We start from the raw sequence: 16,034 nt of genomic DNA on the forward strand, positions 1-16,034 counted from the left end.
GATGGTTCCGGCGCCCCGGCAGACGCGGCAGCGGCGCAGTCGTCCGGTCCAGGTCCGGCGGGCCCCGTCGCCCTTGCAGTAGGGGCACCTCACGCGAGGCATAGGCATGGCGTCGTGTCCTTTCTGATCAGGTGTGGGAGAACCCGGTGATGAACCAGGTGACGAGTCCGTGGATGGTGAAGATCACGGGGGTCTGGCCGAGGTAGATGCCGAAGAGGCCGACGCAGACCGCTTCCCAGGCGCGTACGTCGCGGGAGCGGACGAGGAGGACGGTGATGATCCCGAAGATCACCGCGAACGTGAACGCTGTTCCTTCGCTGATCACTTGTCGTCTCCTTCCAGGGCCGCGAGGGCGCGGCGGATGGCGGACATTTCTGGGGCCAGCGCGGAGTGCCGTTGTGCCGCCGCGATGGCTTCTTCGGTGGTTGTCAGGTGCGAGCGGGCCCGGCTCCAGCCGCCGTCCGGCCCGGTGCACACAGCGACACCCCGCTCTGTCGCGGTGATCGACTGGGCGACGGCCACGGCGTCCTTGTTGAGGTCGCCCAAGGTCATCTCTGCCGTGCCGGGGTCGTTGACGCGGTGGCAGATCCGGCCGCCGAGCTGGGCGCGCAGTGCGGTGACGCCGGGGCCGAGGTCGGAGCCGACGCGTTGGCCCGCGACGACCAGGTGCAGGCCGAGCGCGGCACCGAGCTGAGCCAGCCGCAGGAGGAGGACGGAGCACTGCTCAGCTTCCGCCTTGCTCTCCCGTCTGCCGTCGGACAGATACAGCTCCGCGATCTCGTCGACGATCACGACGACCGGCACCGGCCGCAGCGTCTCGGGGAGCTCCCAGATGGAGCGCGCTCCGGCCGAGCGGCACGCATTCATCCGGTCCTGCATGTCGACCACCAGTGCGCCCAGGACCGCGACCGCTTCCCGTCGGCAGGTCGCGAGCACGCTCAGTCGGCTGGTGAACAGGCCGAGTTCCATGCCGCCTTTGCAGTCGATGCCGATCAGGGCGACGGGTTGCGGGGCGAGTTGGGTGATGAGCCGGGCCAGCAGGGTGGACTTGCCGGAGCGGGTGGCGCCCGCGATGAGCCAGTGCGGGATGAGCCGCAGATCCATCACCCACGCGCCACCGCTCTCCAGGACGCCAACGAGCACGGACAGCAGCGCGGCGGGAGCCGTCGCGAGCCCCGGCCGCAGGAGCGGATCCGTGGCGGTCGCCGTCAGCAGGACGAGTCCGCGTTCCGGCGAGGTGACCCGGACCGCGTGGACCTTCCACGCGTGCACGAAGGCGTCAGCCGCCTTCAGGTACGTGGCCGGGGTCTGGCCCGCGTGCAGGCGCACCACTACGGTCAGGCCCAGGCGGGTAGCGCGCGGGAAGGAGATCCGCGGAGCCACCGGCCGTAGCGGATCGCCCTTGACCACCAGGTCCCCGAGCAGTCCGCGGGGCGGGCGGCGGGATACGGAGAGGTCGTTGAGCAGGGCGACCTTGCGCCAGGTGAACAGCACCCGGCAGGTGGTGGCCGGGTAGCCGGTGAGGTACCAGTGCCAGGCCGGACGGTGCCGCCGCAGCAGTTCACCGACAACAAACACCCACGCCAGTACGGCGAGTGCGAGGGCGAGCGCGATCGAACCGTTCATCACGCACCACCGGCCTTTAAGACGGTGCCGTGCACGGGCGTGATGGCGTCCGCGCGGAAGCTGATCCCGTGCCGGTCACCCATCGCCCAGGCGAACGCCACCAGCCCGGTGACCTTGAGGATCTGTCCTTCCTCGACGCCTTTCGGTTCACCGCTCACCGCGATCTCGATCACGGAGATACGCCGCCGGTCCTGGCGCACCGTGACGGCCACGGTGTAGACGGTCTGGCCGTCGCGGTCCTTCTTCACCTCCTGTGTCTCGATGTTGCTGATCTTCGCTTCGGGCGCGATGGCGCACCGCAGTACGCCGAGCCGCGCCGTGTCCACGGGTATGGACTGCATTGCATGGCCTCCTTGGCCAGTCGGGACGCCCGACATATTCGAACGTCACTTGTCCTTACGAGTTACGACTATGGAGTTCTGTACGGCAGGGGTGCAACTACTTATGCTGACGAGTGATGTCGCGCGTGCGACGTGCCTACGACACCGACCCGAAGGTGCCCAGATGACGGAGATCCAACGCCCCGGAGCCCTCTACCAGCAGGTCGCCGCCGCCATCCGGGAGGCGATCCTGTCGGGCGAGTTCACTCCGGACTCCCTGTTGCCGTCCGAGGCTCAGCTCATGGCCCGCTACCAGGTCTCGCGTCCCACGGTCCGCAATGCCGTTGCCGCCCTGCGCGCGGAAGGCTTGATCGATGTCCGCCACGGCAAGGGCAGCTTCGTACGCTCCGGCAGCCAACCCGCGCTCACGATCGAGCGCCGCATCAGCCGCACGTCCGATGGGCAGTTCGTCATGCCCAACGGCGACGTCTGGGCCGAAGCCGAGAAACCGAGCACCTACCGCACGCGCACGACGAAGACCACGGGCCGCTTCCTCGCGCTGGACGAGGAGGAACCGCTGTTCGGATGCGACCGCCTGCTCACCGACCCCGAGACCGGCACCCGTGCGATGCACCGCACGCTGATCCCCTTCGAGGTCACCGAGGGCGCCCCGGCGCTCGCGGAGGAGCCGGGCAAGACGCCAACCGAGGTCTACCGGACACTCGCCCAGGCCGGGCACAAGCTGTGGTGGTCGGAGACCGTCCGCGCCCACATGCCGCTGCCCGACGAGCGGAGCACGCTCCAGCTCCCTGACGCGACCCCGATCCTGCACCTGTCCCGCGTCACGCACGGCGCCAACGACCGCCCGCTGATTCTCGAAGAGTTCCGCGTCGGTGCGGACCGCGCCGAACTCGCCTACCGGATCACCGCCGACAAGCAGACCACCCGACGCCGCCCGGCATGATCGGCAACGGCCATCGGTCGAAACCCTCTTCACTTCCTCAAGGGCGCGCCTGCGGCGCGCCGGGCAGCCCGGCCGCCCCGGCCGGGCGTGCGGCGTGACCGCCGATCCCGTCCGGTCGCCCGACTGCCCGCACCGCAGCACGCCAGAGGCCGTAGGGCGTCGACTCGCCGAGCCGGGCCGGGACCCGCGTGGCTGGGGGGCGACGGCCTCCGAGACTTTAGGCAGCTCCCATGGGGCGAGCCTCGAAGACCAGGGGGCCCATCGGGCACACCAGCGGGCAGGTCCAGTACCTGCCCGATCCGCCGGGCGAGCGTAAAGCCCCCTGGTCACTCGCCCCATGGCAGCTACCGCCCAAAGTCTCTGCGGCCGGCGACGTGCCCACGTGCGCCACTCATCCGGGAAAACGCGGATCATGCGGCACCACCGTCGCCGCCCACGAGCGTCTCCAGGAAACCGGCGAGTCTCTCCACCGCATCCGGCCAGCCAGCGACCCGTACGACCCCGCGACCGTCCCCGTCCGTCGAGGCCACAGCGCGGACGTCCGACAGCTCGAACCCGGAGCGTAAGAGCGCCCGATTCAACCTGTCAGCGGCCACCCGTGCTTCACGCCAGCCCGCCACGTAGTCGACGCCCGGCACCCACAAACCGCAGTCCTCGCCCGCGACGTCGAGTCCGTCCCTCAGCCGGTCCTCATCCGCGCCAGTCACCCCGCCCACCTCTGCCCTGTACTAGATAGCGGATCGTCAATTTCCTTTGGCCCAGGGCAGAACGCAGAGCAACGGCCCCGGTACCATCAGGCACCGGGGACCGCTGTCCCCTTCCGGACCACCCCAGTTGCTGTCCAGGCGCGGGGGTGGTCCGGTCTCGGTATGAAGTTGTGAAGCGCGGCCCCCCGTTCGAGAGGGGAGCCCCCCGAAGTACGAGGGACCGCGCCCCTTTGACCGGAGGAGTCACACCCCGGCCGGTTTCCGAGCGGCCGCCCACTCCCGATCGCGGGGGAGTAAACAGACAGGCGACGGCCCGGAGATCATGAGTCCGGTCTGTCCATGGCTTCTTGATCGAGGTCGAAGCGGCACCAGACCGTCTTGCCGCCCCGATCTCCCGGTGTCCACCACACCGCCACCGCGAGACGCTGGACGATCAGCAGCCCGCGGCCTCTGTCGGGCACCACCGCTTCGGAGAGGTCTCCCATCAGCCCGGGAGAGAACGGCTCGCCTACCGGGAGCACGGGAGGTGTCGAGTCCTCATCGGCCACACCAACGAACAGCCACTTCGGCCACAGCTTGAACGTCACATCGACGCGCCGCGCGCAACCAGGCTCCGCCAGGTGACGATCGGGCACCGCATGGTTCACCACGTTCCCGACCAGCTCCGAGACAGCCAGCCGAGCATCATCCACGACGTCTCGCACGCCGGCCCCATGCAAGAACGCGGCCGTCATGTCACGCGCCACGCGCACGGTGTCGGGGAACTCGGCAAAGAGCGTCAGCGCCAGGAAGCGCCCGGTAGAAGACGGGTCCGGCACCACATACCAGTGAGCGAACGCGTCCACTTCGCTCATCAAGTGCGCAGACTTCTTGGCGTCCATCCGGTCCCCTTCCGAAGCCCTCGACGGGCCCTACGGCGCCGCTTGCTGTTGGCAAGCCAGTACACGACGCAGAGCGCGTAGCCGGGAGTGTTCACCAGGGGGTTCACATGAACACCGTTCCGGACCAAGGGGGGTTCACTCGTGAACCCCCCTCAGGACAAGGCTGCTGTGACAGGATGGATACTCGCCGTCATTCTCGGGCCGGGTAGGGGAACATGAACCGAGAGCCGAACGCGCAGTTGATCTCCCTTATGGCAGAGGCTTCGGTCTCGAACAAGGGTCTCGCCAAACGCATGCGTGATCTTGCTCAACGGCGAGGCATCAACCTGGGGAGCACCCACGTGTCCGTGCAGCGATGGAGAGACGGAAGTGGTATCCGGCCGCAGGCAGCCATGATCATGGCGGACGTCTTCAGCGGCAAGCTGGGCCGGCGGATCGCACCGGGCGATCTCGGACTCTTCAGTCAGCCAGAACCGCCCGCACTCAAACCGATGGCCTACCCCGCCGCTTTACCCGAAACACTGTCCTCCCTAAACAGCCTCACCGAAGGGCAGTCCGATAGCACATCGAACAGCCAACTGACCATCCCCGACACGGATCTCAGCTCCGCAGTGCTGTCATGGATGGTGGCCCGACCCGATGGGGTAACGACGGACAGACCTGCCTCACAGCGTGTCGGCATGCGCGACGTACGCGCGATCCGAACCGCCACCGAGATGTTCATGCGCCTGGACTTCTTGTACGGAGGCGGCCACGGTCACAAGGCATTACGACACTACTTCCGCCATGAAGTACTGCCACTGCTGAATGTCAGCTACTCAGAAAAAGTTGGCCACGCCCTCTTCACGGTGGCAGCAGAGACCGCCGAGGTACTGGGGTGGATGGCCTACGACATCGGTAATCACGGTCTGGCACACCGCTACCTGCTTTATGGACTACGGCTCACCCAGGTCACCGGCGATCGAATGTTCGGGGCCTCTATCCTGGCCAACCTCAGCCACCAGGCGAACTATCTCGGTCACACCGCACGCGCCATACAACTGGCCCGATCGGCCGTCGAGGGAGCCCACGGCAGCGCTACGCCACGCGCCAAAGCCATGTACGCCATCCACGAAGCACGCGCCCTCTCCAGCGCCGGGGACCTCACCGGAGCGTCACGCGCCATGAACGAGGCAGAGCGCTACTTCGGAGAAGCCGATGGCGCCAGCGACCCCGAATGGCTCACCTACTTCGACGAAGCGGAACTGATCGGCGAATTCTCCCACTGCTTCCGCGATCTCAAATGCCCCACCGAATCTCTCCGCTTCGCCGAGCAGGCAGTCGCCAAGACTGACCCTCAATACGCACGCACACTGGGCTTCTGCCGCATGGTCCTCGCGGACAGCCACCTCTTGAACGGTGACTTGGAGAGCGCCATTCGTACAGCCACGCAGGCAGTCGAGGAAGGGGAATCACTCCAGTCCGCCCGCTTCCTGCGCTACGTGACCGACTTTCAGGAGAAGGCCAGCACTCACACGGGAACCTCAGTCGTGACCCGCTTCAACGATCAGGTCGCCGAGGCACTGGCCAACCTGGAGGAGTAGACACTGATCCTTTTCCATCTTGATCAGGTGGCAAGTTCGAGTGCAACGACGGCATGGACGACAGCGGTGATCTGGGTGGTGCTACAGCGGAGCTTCCGCAGAAGCCGCCGGCACTTGAGGATGGCCATGGCGCGTTCGCCAAGGCTGCGGATCTTGGCGTGATCGCGGTTGTGACGCCGACGCCAACCGCGCAGGTTCTTATGTCGTCTACGAATAAAATCCGCGTCGGCTCTAATCCAAAAAATACGTCGCCCACCTCGGCCACAGAACCTCCTTGCCATCCAGATTTACACTGAGCCGCTCGTCACTCGCGCGGCGGCTCACGAACGCCTCCACGAGCTCATCACAAGCCATAGGCCGAAAAAGGCTAGGCAGGAACACCGTGTGCTCACCCATGACAACGGCCACAGACCTCAGCTCGTCCGGGCGATCCACCAGCAGCAACCGTCGTCTTTCCGGGGATGCGTTGGGATCACGAAGGATGTGCGTTGGTACAACGCTTACATCCGGCTGCTGGAGCTGCTTCCTATAGGGGTCCATGACGCCTCGGAAGATGTAGCTCCACCCCAGTGCCGCGAAGGCTGCCAGGTAGGCCGCCCGAATCCAAGAGATGCGTGCCCGCGTTTCGTCAAAGCGTGTGTGGATCGTGAATGAGTGGTTGGGCTGAGGATTCCCGCTCTCAACGTAGGCGTCGAGAGCCTCGAAGTGTGCGGCTTGCACCTTGGGATCGTTCTGCTTCGGAATCCCAAAAATCTGGACGCCGCTGTCTGTCCATCGAGCAGTGCCCCTGAGCGGGATGCCGTCAACGTGGGACGTCATCGGCAGGGGGCGGCCGGTGATCCTGCCACGCATGAAGTCCTCGGTCTCGGCCCTGGTTGCCGCGTGCGAGTCAAAGACGGAGCCTGCAGTGTTGTTGCACTGCTTGCACGTCAGCAGGAGAGGCCGGCCACCGACGCTCTTCGGTGGTACATCCTCGACGGTCAAGAGGTCAGCTTGCACAGCTTCGCGGGGGTATGCCATCAAGCAGCAAGGGCAAGCGTAGAAGTTCTGGCCCGCGGGTAGGACGTCGTCCAGGCCGAGCCGCCCAAGTACCTGTCGCAGCTTGGGCGCACCCTCGTCGAACCATCTCAGCCGTTTATCCACGGTCACACAGTTTAGCGAGCCGCACCGACACTACATGCTGGCCGCGATCCGACCGCGGGCCAGCGCAGGAAGATGCGCCCGATCGACGATGAATGATCGGGCGCGCCAGCGGTGAAGGCTATAGCCAGTACGAATCATCCATTTCTGTATCTGGCTTCAGGTCCGACTTGATAATCCGCAGCTCTCGACTCTGCTTTTCCCATTCGTCCACTCGTACTCGGGCGCGATTCAAAGCTTCGCATTCAACACTCGACAAGTAAAAACGAAACGACTTCACTGTATCCCAAGCCTTGTTGCAATCCTTGACACTAAGCAACTCCACAGAAGCAACAGCAAGATAGCGTTCAACGGCATCCGTCACGATCTGCTTTTCGATACGTGGATGTAGTTGGGGCAGGATGTTGATTACGCCGTCGGAGCTGTAGACGATGACGATCGCTGGGGGCCGCTCACTGTCGAGGTATCGAACGGCATTATTAAAGCGACTGCCACGAGCTGGATCGCCCCTGCCATGGGCGGTTCCATCGAGAATTACACCGACAGCATGACATAAACCCTTCGGGTCAACCAAGACTGCGCCGTCCATGTCTGTCAACTGTCGCAATAGCTCGGTCGTAAGCCGAGTCGGCTCGATAGACCACGACTGCGGTGATAGACGCTCGGCTTCGGCGGCAGCATCACGCGAGATGATAAGCATCGCCCCATGCTTATGATTACCGGCGGCTTGTGCGGCTTCGCGAAGCGCGTTCTGGTCGGCTTCAGGGAAGAAGCGACTCACGAGGTCTTCCAAGTATTCTTCATCAAGTACAGGAGTCGGCAAAAACGGAATACCATCTCGCACTATCAAAAGTGCTTCACCCGCATGCGAGAACTCCCAAACACCGCGTGCAGTGAAGCTGACGGAAAACACCGTTTCACTATCAGCGTCGTAAATGGGCTTCACTACGCCGAGACCGTAGACAGCTTCCCCATCCGACAGCAGGTCCGACTGAGGTCCGCTGGCCTCCAGAAGCTTTCGTACGGCCGGCGCGTTACTCATCTCCACCGGGTGTTTGAGCCTAAGGAATACCTCAATTGCTGGATCATCCTGCTGGGCAATAACTAGCCGTCCGGCTCCTGGTCGCCCCTCATACGGAAGAGCAGAGAGGCCGCTCATAAGCAAATGATTCTCGCCACCAAACCAGTAACCGGCGCAATACAACATGGAGCGGACCATTGATTCAGTGGCGCTCCTTACAATCTCGTCCCCATTCTCCGGCAAAGAAGCCGAGCCAGCACCAGGAATATATAGAACCCGAACTGAACGCGCAAGGATCTCCCGAATTACAGCATGCACCAGCGACTGGTACACATGGAAGCGATCACGTTCCTCAGTCTTGATTTGAGGGACGCTTTCAAGGGCCGTTCTATCGATACTGATGACTGTGTGAACTTCGTAGTCACCCACTCGGACTGATCCACTCGAAAAGAATTTTCTCCCTTGCTCGTGTTGCATTGCCTCAAAGACTTCTTCGAGTGCTTTGGCACGCATCCTGTCACGTAGTTCCAGATGACGCTGTTCACGCACATGGGCAACGCTATAGAGCATATTACGGTCAGGGTGGCTAGCGTATAATTCGACCGCTCGTCGCCTCACATGAGTCAAATCGTCGGGCGAGTAAGGTCCATCTTCAGGCTCAATACACACATCAAATTCTTGTTCACCAGCAGCCTTGAAGCCAACGAGCACCACATCAGGATTCCCAGCGAATCCGATTGATTCAAGCACCATCTCGACTCGAACCTTTACCGAGATTCTGAAGTGAGACTGATAGGCCCACATGAACTGTTTAATGAACCTTCCTTCCATCATCTATCCTCTTCTCGATGGGTCATCACAGTCTTAGCTTGCCTCATGCAGTCTCTCCAAAGAGTTCGGCCGCCTCGGCGAAGTCATCTGCCAGCTTCGTCTTATCCCGCTCCACAAAATCCAGCTCCCCCTTGCTATCACGGTCAGTCCAGTACCGGCCCTTTAGGCGTCTCGCCGGGTTGCCGGATACATCAAACACTGTTGAGCCGTGGTGGATTCGGCTGCGATGTTCGACGCGCATATCAGGCTTATTGAGGTACAGATAGGTCAGCAGGAAAGACCCATCAACCTCTGAAACCTTCGCCAAATCAGATACGGACTTCGACTCATTCGTCAACAACTTTACGGAAACTTGTGAGGCGGTCTGATGCACCACGAGGTATACAGTCTTTGGCTGTGGGTTGTGACCAGTAGACGGATCAACCCAGAAGGACGTGAGCGTACCTTTCCAAGTCCCGCGGAGACTACGCGGGATTCCGACTCCCGGGATTCGCTGAATCCAAGGAAGTCGCCATAGCCAGAAATCCCATACGTTGAACATCATCGTGCACACAAATACGGCAGTCGAGAACAGCTTGAGCGTGCCCCAATCAGGCTTTCCGTCATGCGCCCAAGCAGTAGCCATGAAGATACTGACTACCACGCCGACGATGGCGCGAATTACAATCTGCATTTTCATGAAGCGTACCCCAGGTAGTTCCAAGCGGCCTTTGCGAAGTCACGTCCGTCCTGGCGGTTCCAGTCTTGTGCGCTTTGAAAGAGATACTTGCACTCGCTCACCTCTAGCCACCTGTCCGAGTCGACAGAGGGCTCATCACCCTGAAGCTTCTGCCAGATGTGCACGATGACACCTTCAACAGTTTTGGTCCAAGTCGGCGCAAGGAAAATGCTGTCCGGACAGTTGTACACCAGACACTCAACGAAGAATGAGGGAACTTCGCGATGCACACCTTCTGCCACCATTGCATTCTCGACGCGTTTCATAATTCGGACGGCATTTTTGTAATATTGTTTAGTGCGCGTGTTCTTCGCTCGGCCATTCTCTAGCTGCTTTTTGGAGTAGTTTTCCAGAGGTGTGCCATTCTTTTTGAAGACCCTGGCGCCCACCCGGTAGTTACTTGACGAGAAGTAGTACCGATAGTCGAAGCAAGGCACTACGTCAGCGTCTACTCTCGCACTACTGGAGTGGATGCGAAATGCCGTCGATCCTGAGGAGTCTACTTGTCCAGGGAACTTTGCCCTTAGTGCCGATTCAAGCTCTGACCGTAGTTTTACTGGCGTCCAGATCCCTGCATAGGCCTTACTCGGCGGATGTGCGCCTTTGGTTGCCTCCTCCCAGTAAACGGCCTCACCGCACTGCACGGCGATATCTACGTCGCTATCCGCCTTAACGTTGGTGTTGTTTGCGTAGGAGCCTTTAGCGTAGACGCTGAGGTCGTAACCGCTGAACGCCGCATGATCCTTGATAGCTTCACGAATCATCCGTTCAGTGCGGTCTTGCTTGTCCTGCTCGGTGGTGCTGGACGGCCCAGTCCAACCGCTTAGCTTTTCTTCTAGTTTCATTCAATTTCCCCGTCAGATTATAAAGTGGTGCCGAATCATCATGGCTAAGCACCAGCATAATTCTATTCCCACAGCGCAGGACGCCTAGGTCTAACGCGCAGCAGCCTACTCCGGCGCACCGACAATGCCGTCCGTCATCTCGCGCTCCAGCACTCACACGAACAACACCCCGCCCTTGGGGAACGTCCAGCCTGGATAGGAGGTCTTGACGCCGGGGGTCGGCTCCGATGCGGCGAGCTGCGCGGTTTCCGCAGCCCAGAGAGGTAGTCCAAAACGTTGATGTACCGGATACCGCAATCGCCGTACCAGATCTCAGCTGTGAAGTCCTTGGTTGGCTGCGCGAGGTCGAGGTGCAGTGAGGCGTTTCCACCCTGACGGGTGATTGGACGGGCGCCCTCGGCAGTGGGCATGAAAAAAGCTCCTGTCAGACGGGTTCACGACCAATATCATCAGTCCGCCAGGAACTTTCGCGTGTTCGCCCACCCGTCCGGTATCGATCTGTCCAGCCGCACCCTGCAACACCTCTCCGGTCTCCTCGCAGGTCACCGTAGTCGGATCGGCTCCCGGTGGCGTCGCCTGACCTGCGGCTGGCAGGCCCTGCTCGTCCTGGCCCACCTGCGCTGCGGCGACACCTACGCCCGCCTCGCAGCAGGTTTCCGCGTCGGTATCACGACGGTCCACCGGTACATACGCGAGACCGTCCATTTTCTGGCCGCACTCGCGCGCACCCTGGAACAGGTCATGACGACCGTGCGGAAGAAGGCGTACGTGATCCTCGACGGCACCGTGCCGCCGATCGACCGCATCGCTGCCGACCAGCCGTATTACTCGGGGAAGAAGAAGCACCATGGGGATGAACGTGCAGGTCCTCGCGGATCCAGCCGGCCGTCTGATCTGGGCCTCGGACGCCCTACCCGGAGCCCTGCACGATCTGACCGCGGTCCGGACCCACGGCATTCCCGCCGCCCTGACCTCCGACGACGTCAACTGCTGGGCGGACAAGTCATATCAGGGCGCAGGCCCTGCTGTCCGCGTCCCGTTCCGGAGCGTGAACCTGCGCGGTTGGCGTCGGCGTCACAACCGCGATCACGCCAAGATCCGCAGCCTTGGCGAACGCGCCATGGCCATCCTCAAGTGCCGGCGGCTCCTGCGGAAGCTCCGCTGCAGCACCACCCAGATCACCGCTGTCGTCCATGCCGTCGTTGCACTCGAACTTGCCACCTGATCAAGATGGAAAAGGATCAGTGTCTCCTCAATAAGGAAGCCAGCAACGCGGCGCAGCATCATCGCGCAACGAAGCGATCCGTCGACCGACTTCCTCCGCAACGTCCTCCCCCTCGGATACGTTCTGCATGAGCCAGGTAGTCATCTTGAACTCCTGGACCGCGCACAGCGTCTCAAACCCGGGCCACTCGCTCAGGTCACGCCCGTAGGCGCCGACGAAGTCGGCGTACTGCTGACTGGTCACCCAGCCAAGGCGGTCGTGCTCGTGCGCAGCCACCTCAAGATCCCACTCGGGATGATCAACGCAAAAGTTCTCGAAGTCGATCAGATGCACCACCCCGTTCCGGTCCACCATCAGGTTGTCGGTGTGCGCATCACCATGTACGGGTCCCAAGGGTGACTCGAACCGCAGCTCCGCCAACCGTTCCTTCAACTCCCGTCCGCGCTTGCGCAGGAACTCAAGATCGTCATCCGGTATCCTCACCGCTCGCTCAAGCCGCAAGTCGGAGAGCCTGAAGGCGCTGTACCGAGGCAGATCCAAGTCATCAGGCAGCGTCAGCGCATGCAGGTCACGCAGGGTCGCGCCCAACTCTCCATACGTGGCTCCCCTACCCTCTTCAACTATCACGTGCCAGAACGTCACCGGATGGCCATCGGTCATCAGCGGTTGGTCGAGATCCTCGACGACACGGGCCGCGGGGAAGTCCTCACCCGCCAGCCACCGCGACACGGCCACCTCCTTGCGCGCGGCCGGCAGATACTCGACCGACCGTGCGACACGCACGATCACCGGCGCCGAGGCCAGCCGGAACAGAGCATTCTCCCCGAACCTGATCAGTTCCGCGCTTCTGTCGTCGAGCCCAGCGGCTCGGCAAGCGGCGGCCATCACGCGCGACGCCCCCGCCGAGGTGAATGCCTCTTCCGATCCCCGAGCAGAGTCAACTGCCATGCCCGTACCAGCTCCCCTAAGTCGCGCGCGATCAACCAGCGCACGCCCACGGGTGACCATCCCGACGCACGCCAGACACGTCCTCGACCGTACCCATCTTCAGACGATCGGAGCGAGGACGGCGATGATGATCGAGAAGGTCGGTGATGCTCTATGCCTGGCTGTCTTGCGGAAGGGGCTGTACCGCGTAGATCGGCCCCTAGACTGACGGACCGGGCCGTACTCACATCGGGGGTAGACATGATCGACGCGCTCGCCGTCAGCCAGCAGATTGCTCCGTATGTCACGGCTGCAGTTTCCGCGTATGGAACGGCGGCCCTGACTCGCTCAGCCGAGCTTTCGGCTGATTCGACTGTTTCACTGGGACAGCGCATCCTCGATAAAATCCTTAGGCGATCCGAGGATGCTCAGCTTGTGGAGGGAAACGCACTAAACAATGCGATCGATGACCTAGCAGAAAATCCTGAAGACACTGACCTGCAAGCCTCCCTTAGGGTGCAGATTAAGAAGCTCCTCCTAAGCGAGCCGCAACTTATTTCCGAAATTAGCGAAATGCTAAATCAACAGGGAATTAGCATTGTAGCATCAGGTGATCGCTCCGTGGCTGCATATACCATAAATGGCGGAGTAAGTACCGGCGATCAACAAAACTAGGGACGCCAGGTGACCGCGCGAGACCCTGAGAGATTCGTCAATATCTCCGCAGAGGGCGCCGGGTCAGTAGCGGCGCAGGAAATCAACGGACCGGTACACGTCGGAAACATAATTGTTCCAGCAGAGGAGCATGTATCCCCTTCCGATGTGATGGCCCCGAGCGGGGCAAATAACCTTCCGCAGCCTCGCAACAGCCTATTTATTGGTCGCGAAAGAGAATTGCGCAGCCTTAGGTCTGTCGTCGAGACCTACGACAGTGCTGTCATTGCTCAAACCATGCACGGCCTTGGTGGCGTGGGGAAGACAGCTCTCGCGCTCCAATACGCTCATAAATATCGGAGTCGCTACACTCTCGTTTGGTGGATCTCCGCAGAGAACCCAGAATCGATTACTTCTGGGCTTGCATCGCTAGGCTTCCGCTTGAACCCTCGCATGAGCGCTTCAGGCATGACAAGCACGCAAAGCTCAGAATGGGCAATCGCGTGGCTTCAGCACCACTCGGGATGGCTGCTGGTTCTCGACAACGCTGAAGACCCTCAAGTCATTTCGCCACTTATAGGGAAGACGCAAAGTGGACACTACCTAATCACGAGCAGAATTTCGGTTGGGTGGCATTATGTGGCGTCCCCGATCGGGCTCGACGTCCTAAGCCCGGATGAGTCCGTTGAACTACTGACGCGCATTAGCGAGATCAGCGACGAAGAAACGAAAAAGCGTGAATTGTCTTCAGAACTCGGTTTCCTTCCTCTGGCTTTGGATCAAGCCGCTGCGTATATCCATTACAACAAGATTTCAGTCGAGCGCTACCTGAACTTGCTTCGAAGGATTCCAGAGAAGGCGCTCTCTGCTACCGCTGCAATCGGCAGTAATTCTAACTCGGTCGCGAAAACATGGTTGGTAACTCTGCAGTCGATCAGAGAACGCAACCCTCTGGCTATCTCAATCCTTCGGAGCCTGGCTTGGCTAAGTCCAGATGATATTCCAAGAGGCATGCTTTACAGTTTTTCAGAGGATGAATTCGATGTAGATGATGCGCTCGGGTTGCTCTCCTCGTACAGCATGATTTCACTTACGCCTCACTCGATAAGCATCCACCGGCTAGTACAGGCAGTTATTCGAGCCTCAGAAGATATCTCGGCAGGATCACTCTCCCACCCGCACGTACGAGCAGCAATCGCGATCTATGAGGCTCTTGACCACGAGCCGGAAATTTCCCCGGCCTCGTGGTCTCTCTGGCGCAGAGTAGTGCCGCACGTTGAGGCTCTCAGCTACCTTGTTCCGACGGAAGATGCCTCACCTCCTGTTCACTCTCTCCTTTACTACGCAGCCCGTTTCCTGAAATCCCAGAACCAACTTGAACCTGCGATCAAGTTTGCCGAAAAATGCGTCGAGATGGCAGAAGCCGATCAAGGCGAGGAATCAGACGGACCAGATCTTCTATCCTGCATGAATATTCTCGGGGCTACACTTCAAGTCTCAGGATTCCATGACAGGTCAGTGAAGATATTTCGAGATCTCGTTAGTGAGTCCGTCATCAAGTACGGGCCGCTTGATCCTTTCACTCTTAGCATGAAGAATAATCTGGCCAGCGCTTTTCAAGACGCTGGAATGATGACTGAAGCGGTTGAGATTTTTGAGCAGACCCTAAAAGAGCGCGAGGAGATCCTTCCTGTCGACGACTCTGCCACGATGACGTCACGACATAATTTGGCTAGCGCCTACAGGATAACTGGCAAGCCGCACCTCGCAGTTCCAATTCTTGAACGAGTTGTCGAAGAAAGAAAAGAAAAGTACGGAGAAAGGGGCGTTGGCACTCTAAATAGCATGTTCAACCTTGCAATTGCGTATATAGATAGCGGAAATCTTATACGAGCGGTTAAGTTGCTGAAGCATGTACTTAGCGAGAGGGAAGTAATTTTTGGGCCGGATGACCCAAACGTCATCGGCGCTAGGAGGAGACTTGGTGACGCTTACCGCAAAGCGGGGAACAGTAGGCGTTCAATACCTATCTACGAAGAGAATCTAGCTAGCGCAATACGCGCTTATGGACCCGACCACGCAAAGGTCATCGAGCATGGAATGCCTCTAGCTTTTTCCTATCAGGACGTAAGAGAGCAGCAGAAGGCTATTCCTCTGCTGAGACGGGTGCTTGAATGGCAAGAATCCATGCACGGCACGGTCAACGAGTCCGTCATCATGGCGCGCAACAATCTAGCTGTTGCCCATTGGCTTGACGGGGAAATCGATATCGCTTCGGGGCTACTTGAACAGTCTCTGTTGGATTCCGCGAGCGCGCTGGGCGCTGACCATAAAGTCGTGCGCGCTGTACGCTTGAATCTGCAGCGCGTAAAGTCCGGCACTACCATCAGGGGCGCAATCCAGTTCGATATCGGATCTCTGTATTTTGGCACAAGAGGCTGAAGCATCTCAGTTTGGCATAGTAGCTTTGTACTGAATCTGCTTTTGTCCAAGCAATCATAGATTCGCAGGCTTGCAGCGCTTCAGGACTCGCCTAGTGACACCAGCCGTCTGGCGTACCAGTCCGGGTGGGACGGAGGTAGCTTCTGTCCA

The 16,034-nt window shown here is 60.6% G+C and carries 14 protein-coding genes and 1 pseudogene; 5 read left to right on the forward strand and 10 right to left on the reverse strand.

Annotated features, from left to right (window positions below):
- Positions 1-127 precede the first annotated feature (127 nt).
- From ACIOKD_RS00715 to ACIOKD_RS00725, 3 genes are read right to left on the reverse strand one after another with little or no spacing between them, the layout of a single operon-like run.
- A complete protein-coding gene (locus ACIOKD_RS00715) occupies positions 128-325 on the reverse strand; it encodes a hypothetical protein (RefSeq protein WP_366784473.1) in 198 nt (65 codons plus the stop codon).
- A complete protein-coding gene (locus ACIOKD_RS00720) occupies positions 322-1,626 on the reverse strand; it encodes an FtsK/SpoIIIE domain-containing protein (RefSeq protein WP_402076509.1) in 1,305 nt (434 codons plus the stop codon). The genes ACIOKD_RS00715 and ACIOKD_RS00720 overlap by 4 nt, the downstream gene beginning before the upstream one ends.
- Positions 1,626-1,967 carry a hypothetical protein gene (locus ACIOKD_RS00725; protein ID WP_402076510.1) on the reverse strand — a complete coding sequence of 114 codons (342 nt, stop codon included), beginning with the start codon at positions 1,965-1,967 and terminating at the stop codon, positions 1,626-1,628. The genes ACIOKD_RS00720 and ACIOKD_RS00725 overlap by 1 nt, the downstream gene beginning before the upstream one ends.
- A 163-nt stretch (positions 1,968-2,130) precedes the next feature.
- On the opposite strand from ACIOKD_RS00725, the gene ACIOKD_RS00730 reads away from it, so the two are divergent.
- Positions 2,131-2,910 carry a GntR family transcriptional regulator gene (locus ACIOKD_RS00730; protein WP_402076511.1) on the forward strand — a complete coding sequence of 260 codons (780 nt, stop codon included), beginning with the start codon at positions 2,131-2,133 and terminating at the stop codon, positions 2,908-2,910.
- Positions 2,911-3,320: 410 nt separating this feature from the next.
- Here ACIOKD_RS00730 and ACIOKD_RS00735 read toward each other — a convergent pair whose 3' ends face one another.
- Together ACIOKD_RS00735 and ACIOKD_RS00740 are read right to left on the reverse strand one after the other, a co-directional pair.
- The gene (locus tag ACIOKD_RS00735; RefSeq protein ID WP_402076512.1) at positions 3,321-3,617 is read right to left on the reverse strand and encodes a hypothetical protein; all 297 of its coding nucleotides are present in this window, start codon (positions 3,615-3,617) and stop codon (positions 3,321-3,323) included.
- A 320-nt stretch (positions 3,618-3,937) separates the two neighbouring features.
- Entirely contained in the window at positions 3,938-4,498 is a 561-nt protein-coding gene (locus ACIOKD_RS00740; protein WP_402076513.1) for an ATP-binding protein, read from the reverse strand.
- A 215-nt stretch (positions 4,499-4,713) separates the two neighbouring features.
- On the opposite strand from ACIOKD_RS00740, the gene ACIOKD_RS00745 reads away from it, so the two are divergent.
- Positions 4,714-6,081 (forward strand): sporulation protein, encoded by a 1,368-nt coding sequence (locus ACIOKD_RS00745; protein ID WP_402076514.1) that lies wholly within the window; start codon positions 4,714-4,716, stop codon positions 6,079-6,081.
- 231 nt (positions 6,082-6,312) lie between these two features.
- Here ACIOKD_RS00745 and ACIOKD_RS00750 read toward each other — a convergent pair whose 3' ends face one another.
- From ACIOKD_RS00750 to ACIOKD_RS00765, 4 genes are all read right to left on the reverse strand, one after another.
- Positions 6,313-7,224, reverse strand: a complete 912-nt coding sequence (locus tag ACIOKD_RS00750; protein ID WP_402076515.1) for a hypothetical protein — start codon at positions 7,222-7,224, stop codon at positions 6,313-6,315.
- 118 nt (positions 7,225-7,342) lie between these two features.
- A complete protein-coding gene (locus tag ACIOKD_RS00755) occupies positions 7,343-9,076 on the reverse strand; it encodes a diadenylate cyclase (protein ID WP_402076516.1) in 1,734 nt (577 codons plus the stop codon).
- A 40-nt stretch (positions 9,077-9,116) separates the two neighbouring features.
- Complete coding sequence (locus ACIOKD_RS00760; RefSeq protein WP_402076517.1) at positions 9,117-9,752, reverse strand: hypothetical protein; 636 nt, start codon at positions 9,750-9,752, stop codon at positions 9,117-9,119.
- Positions 9,749-10,636: a nucleotidyltransferase gene (locus ACIOKD_RS00765; protein WP_402076518.1), complete on the reverse strand. Its 888-nt coding sequence runs from the start codon at positions 10,634-10,636 to the stop codon at positions 9,749-9,751. Before ACIOKD_RS00765 ends, ACIOKD_RS00760 begins: the two co-directional genes overlap by 4 nt.
- Positions 10,637-11,107: 471 nt before the next feature.
- Here ACIOKD_RS00765 and ACIOKD_RS00770 point away from each other — a divergent pair.
- Positions 11,108-11,861 (forward strand): annotated as a pseudogene (locus ACIOKD_RS00770) (transposase family protein).
- 27 nt (positions 11,862-11,888) lie between these two features.
- Here the strand turns inward: ACIOKD_RS00770 and ACIOKD_RS00775 are convergent.
- On the reverse strand, positions 11,889-12,809 hold the full coding sequence (locus tag ACIOKD_RS00775) for an aminoglycoside phosphotransferase family protein (RefSeq protein WP_402076519.1): 921 nt from the start codon (positions 12,807-12,809) through the stop codon (positions 11,889-11,891).
- Positions 12,810-13,049: 240 nt separating this feature from the next.
- Between ACIOKD_RS00775 and ACIOKD_RS00780 the strand changes: the two genes are divergently transcribed.
- Entirely contained in the window at positions 13,050-13,463 is a 414-nt protein-coding gene (locus ACIOKD_RS00780) for a hypothetical protein (protein ID WP_402076520.1), read from the forward strand.
- A gap of 9 nt (positions 13,464-13,472) precedes the next feature.
- Positions 13,473-15,884: an FxSxx-COOH system tetratricopeptide repeat protein gene (gene fxsT, locus ACIOKD_RS00785; protein WP_402076521.1), complete on the forward strand. Its 2,412-nt coding sequence runs from the start codon at positions 13,473-13,475 to the stop codon at positions 15,882-15,884.
- Positions 15,885-16,034 lie beyond the last annotated feature (150 nt).

Origin of the sequence: Streptomyces sp. NPDC087844, assembly GCF_044742785.1 — a bacterium.
GTDB lineage: Bacteria > Actinomycetota > Actinomycetes > Streptomycetales > Streptomycetaceae > Streptomyces.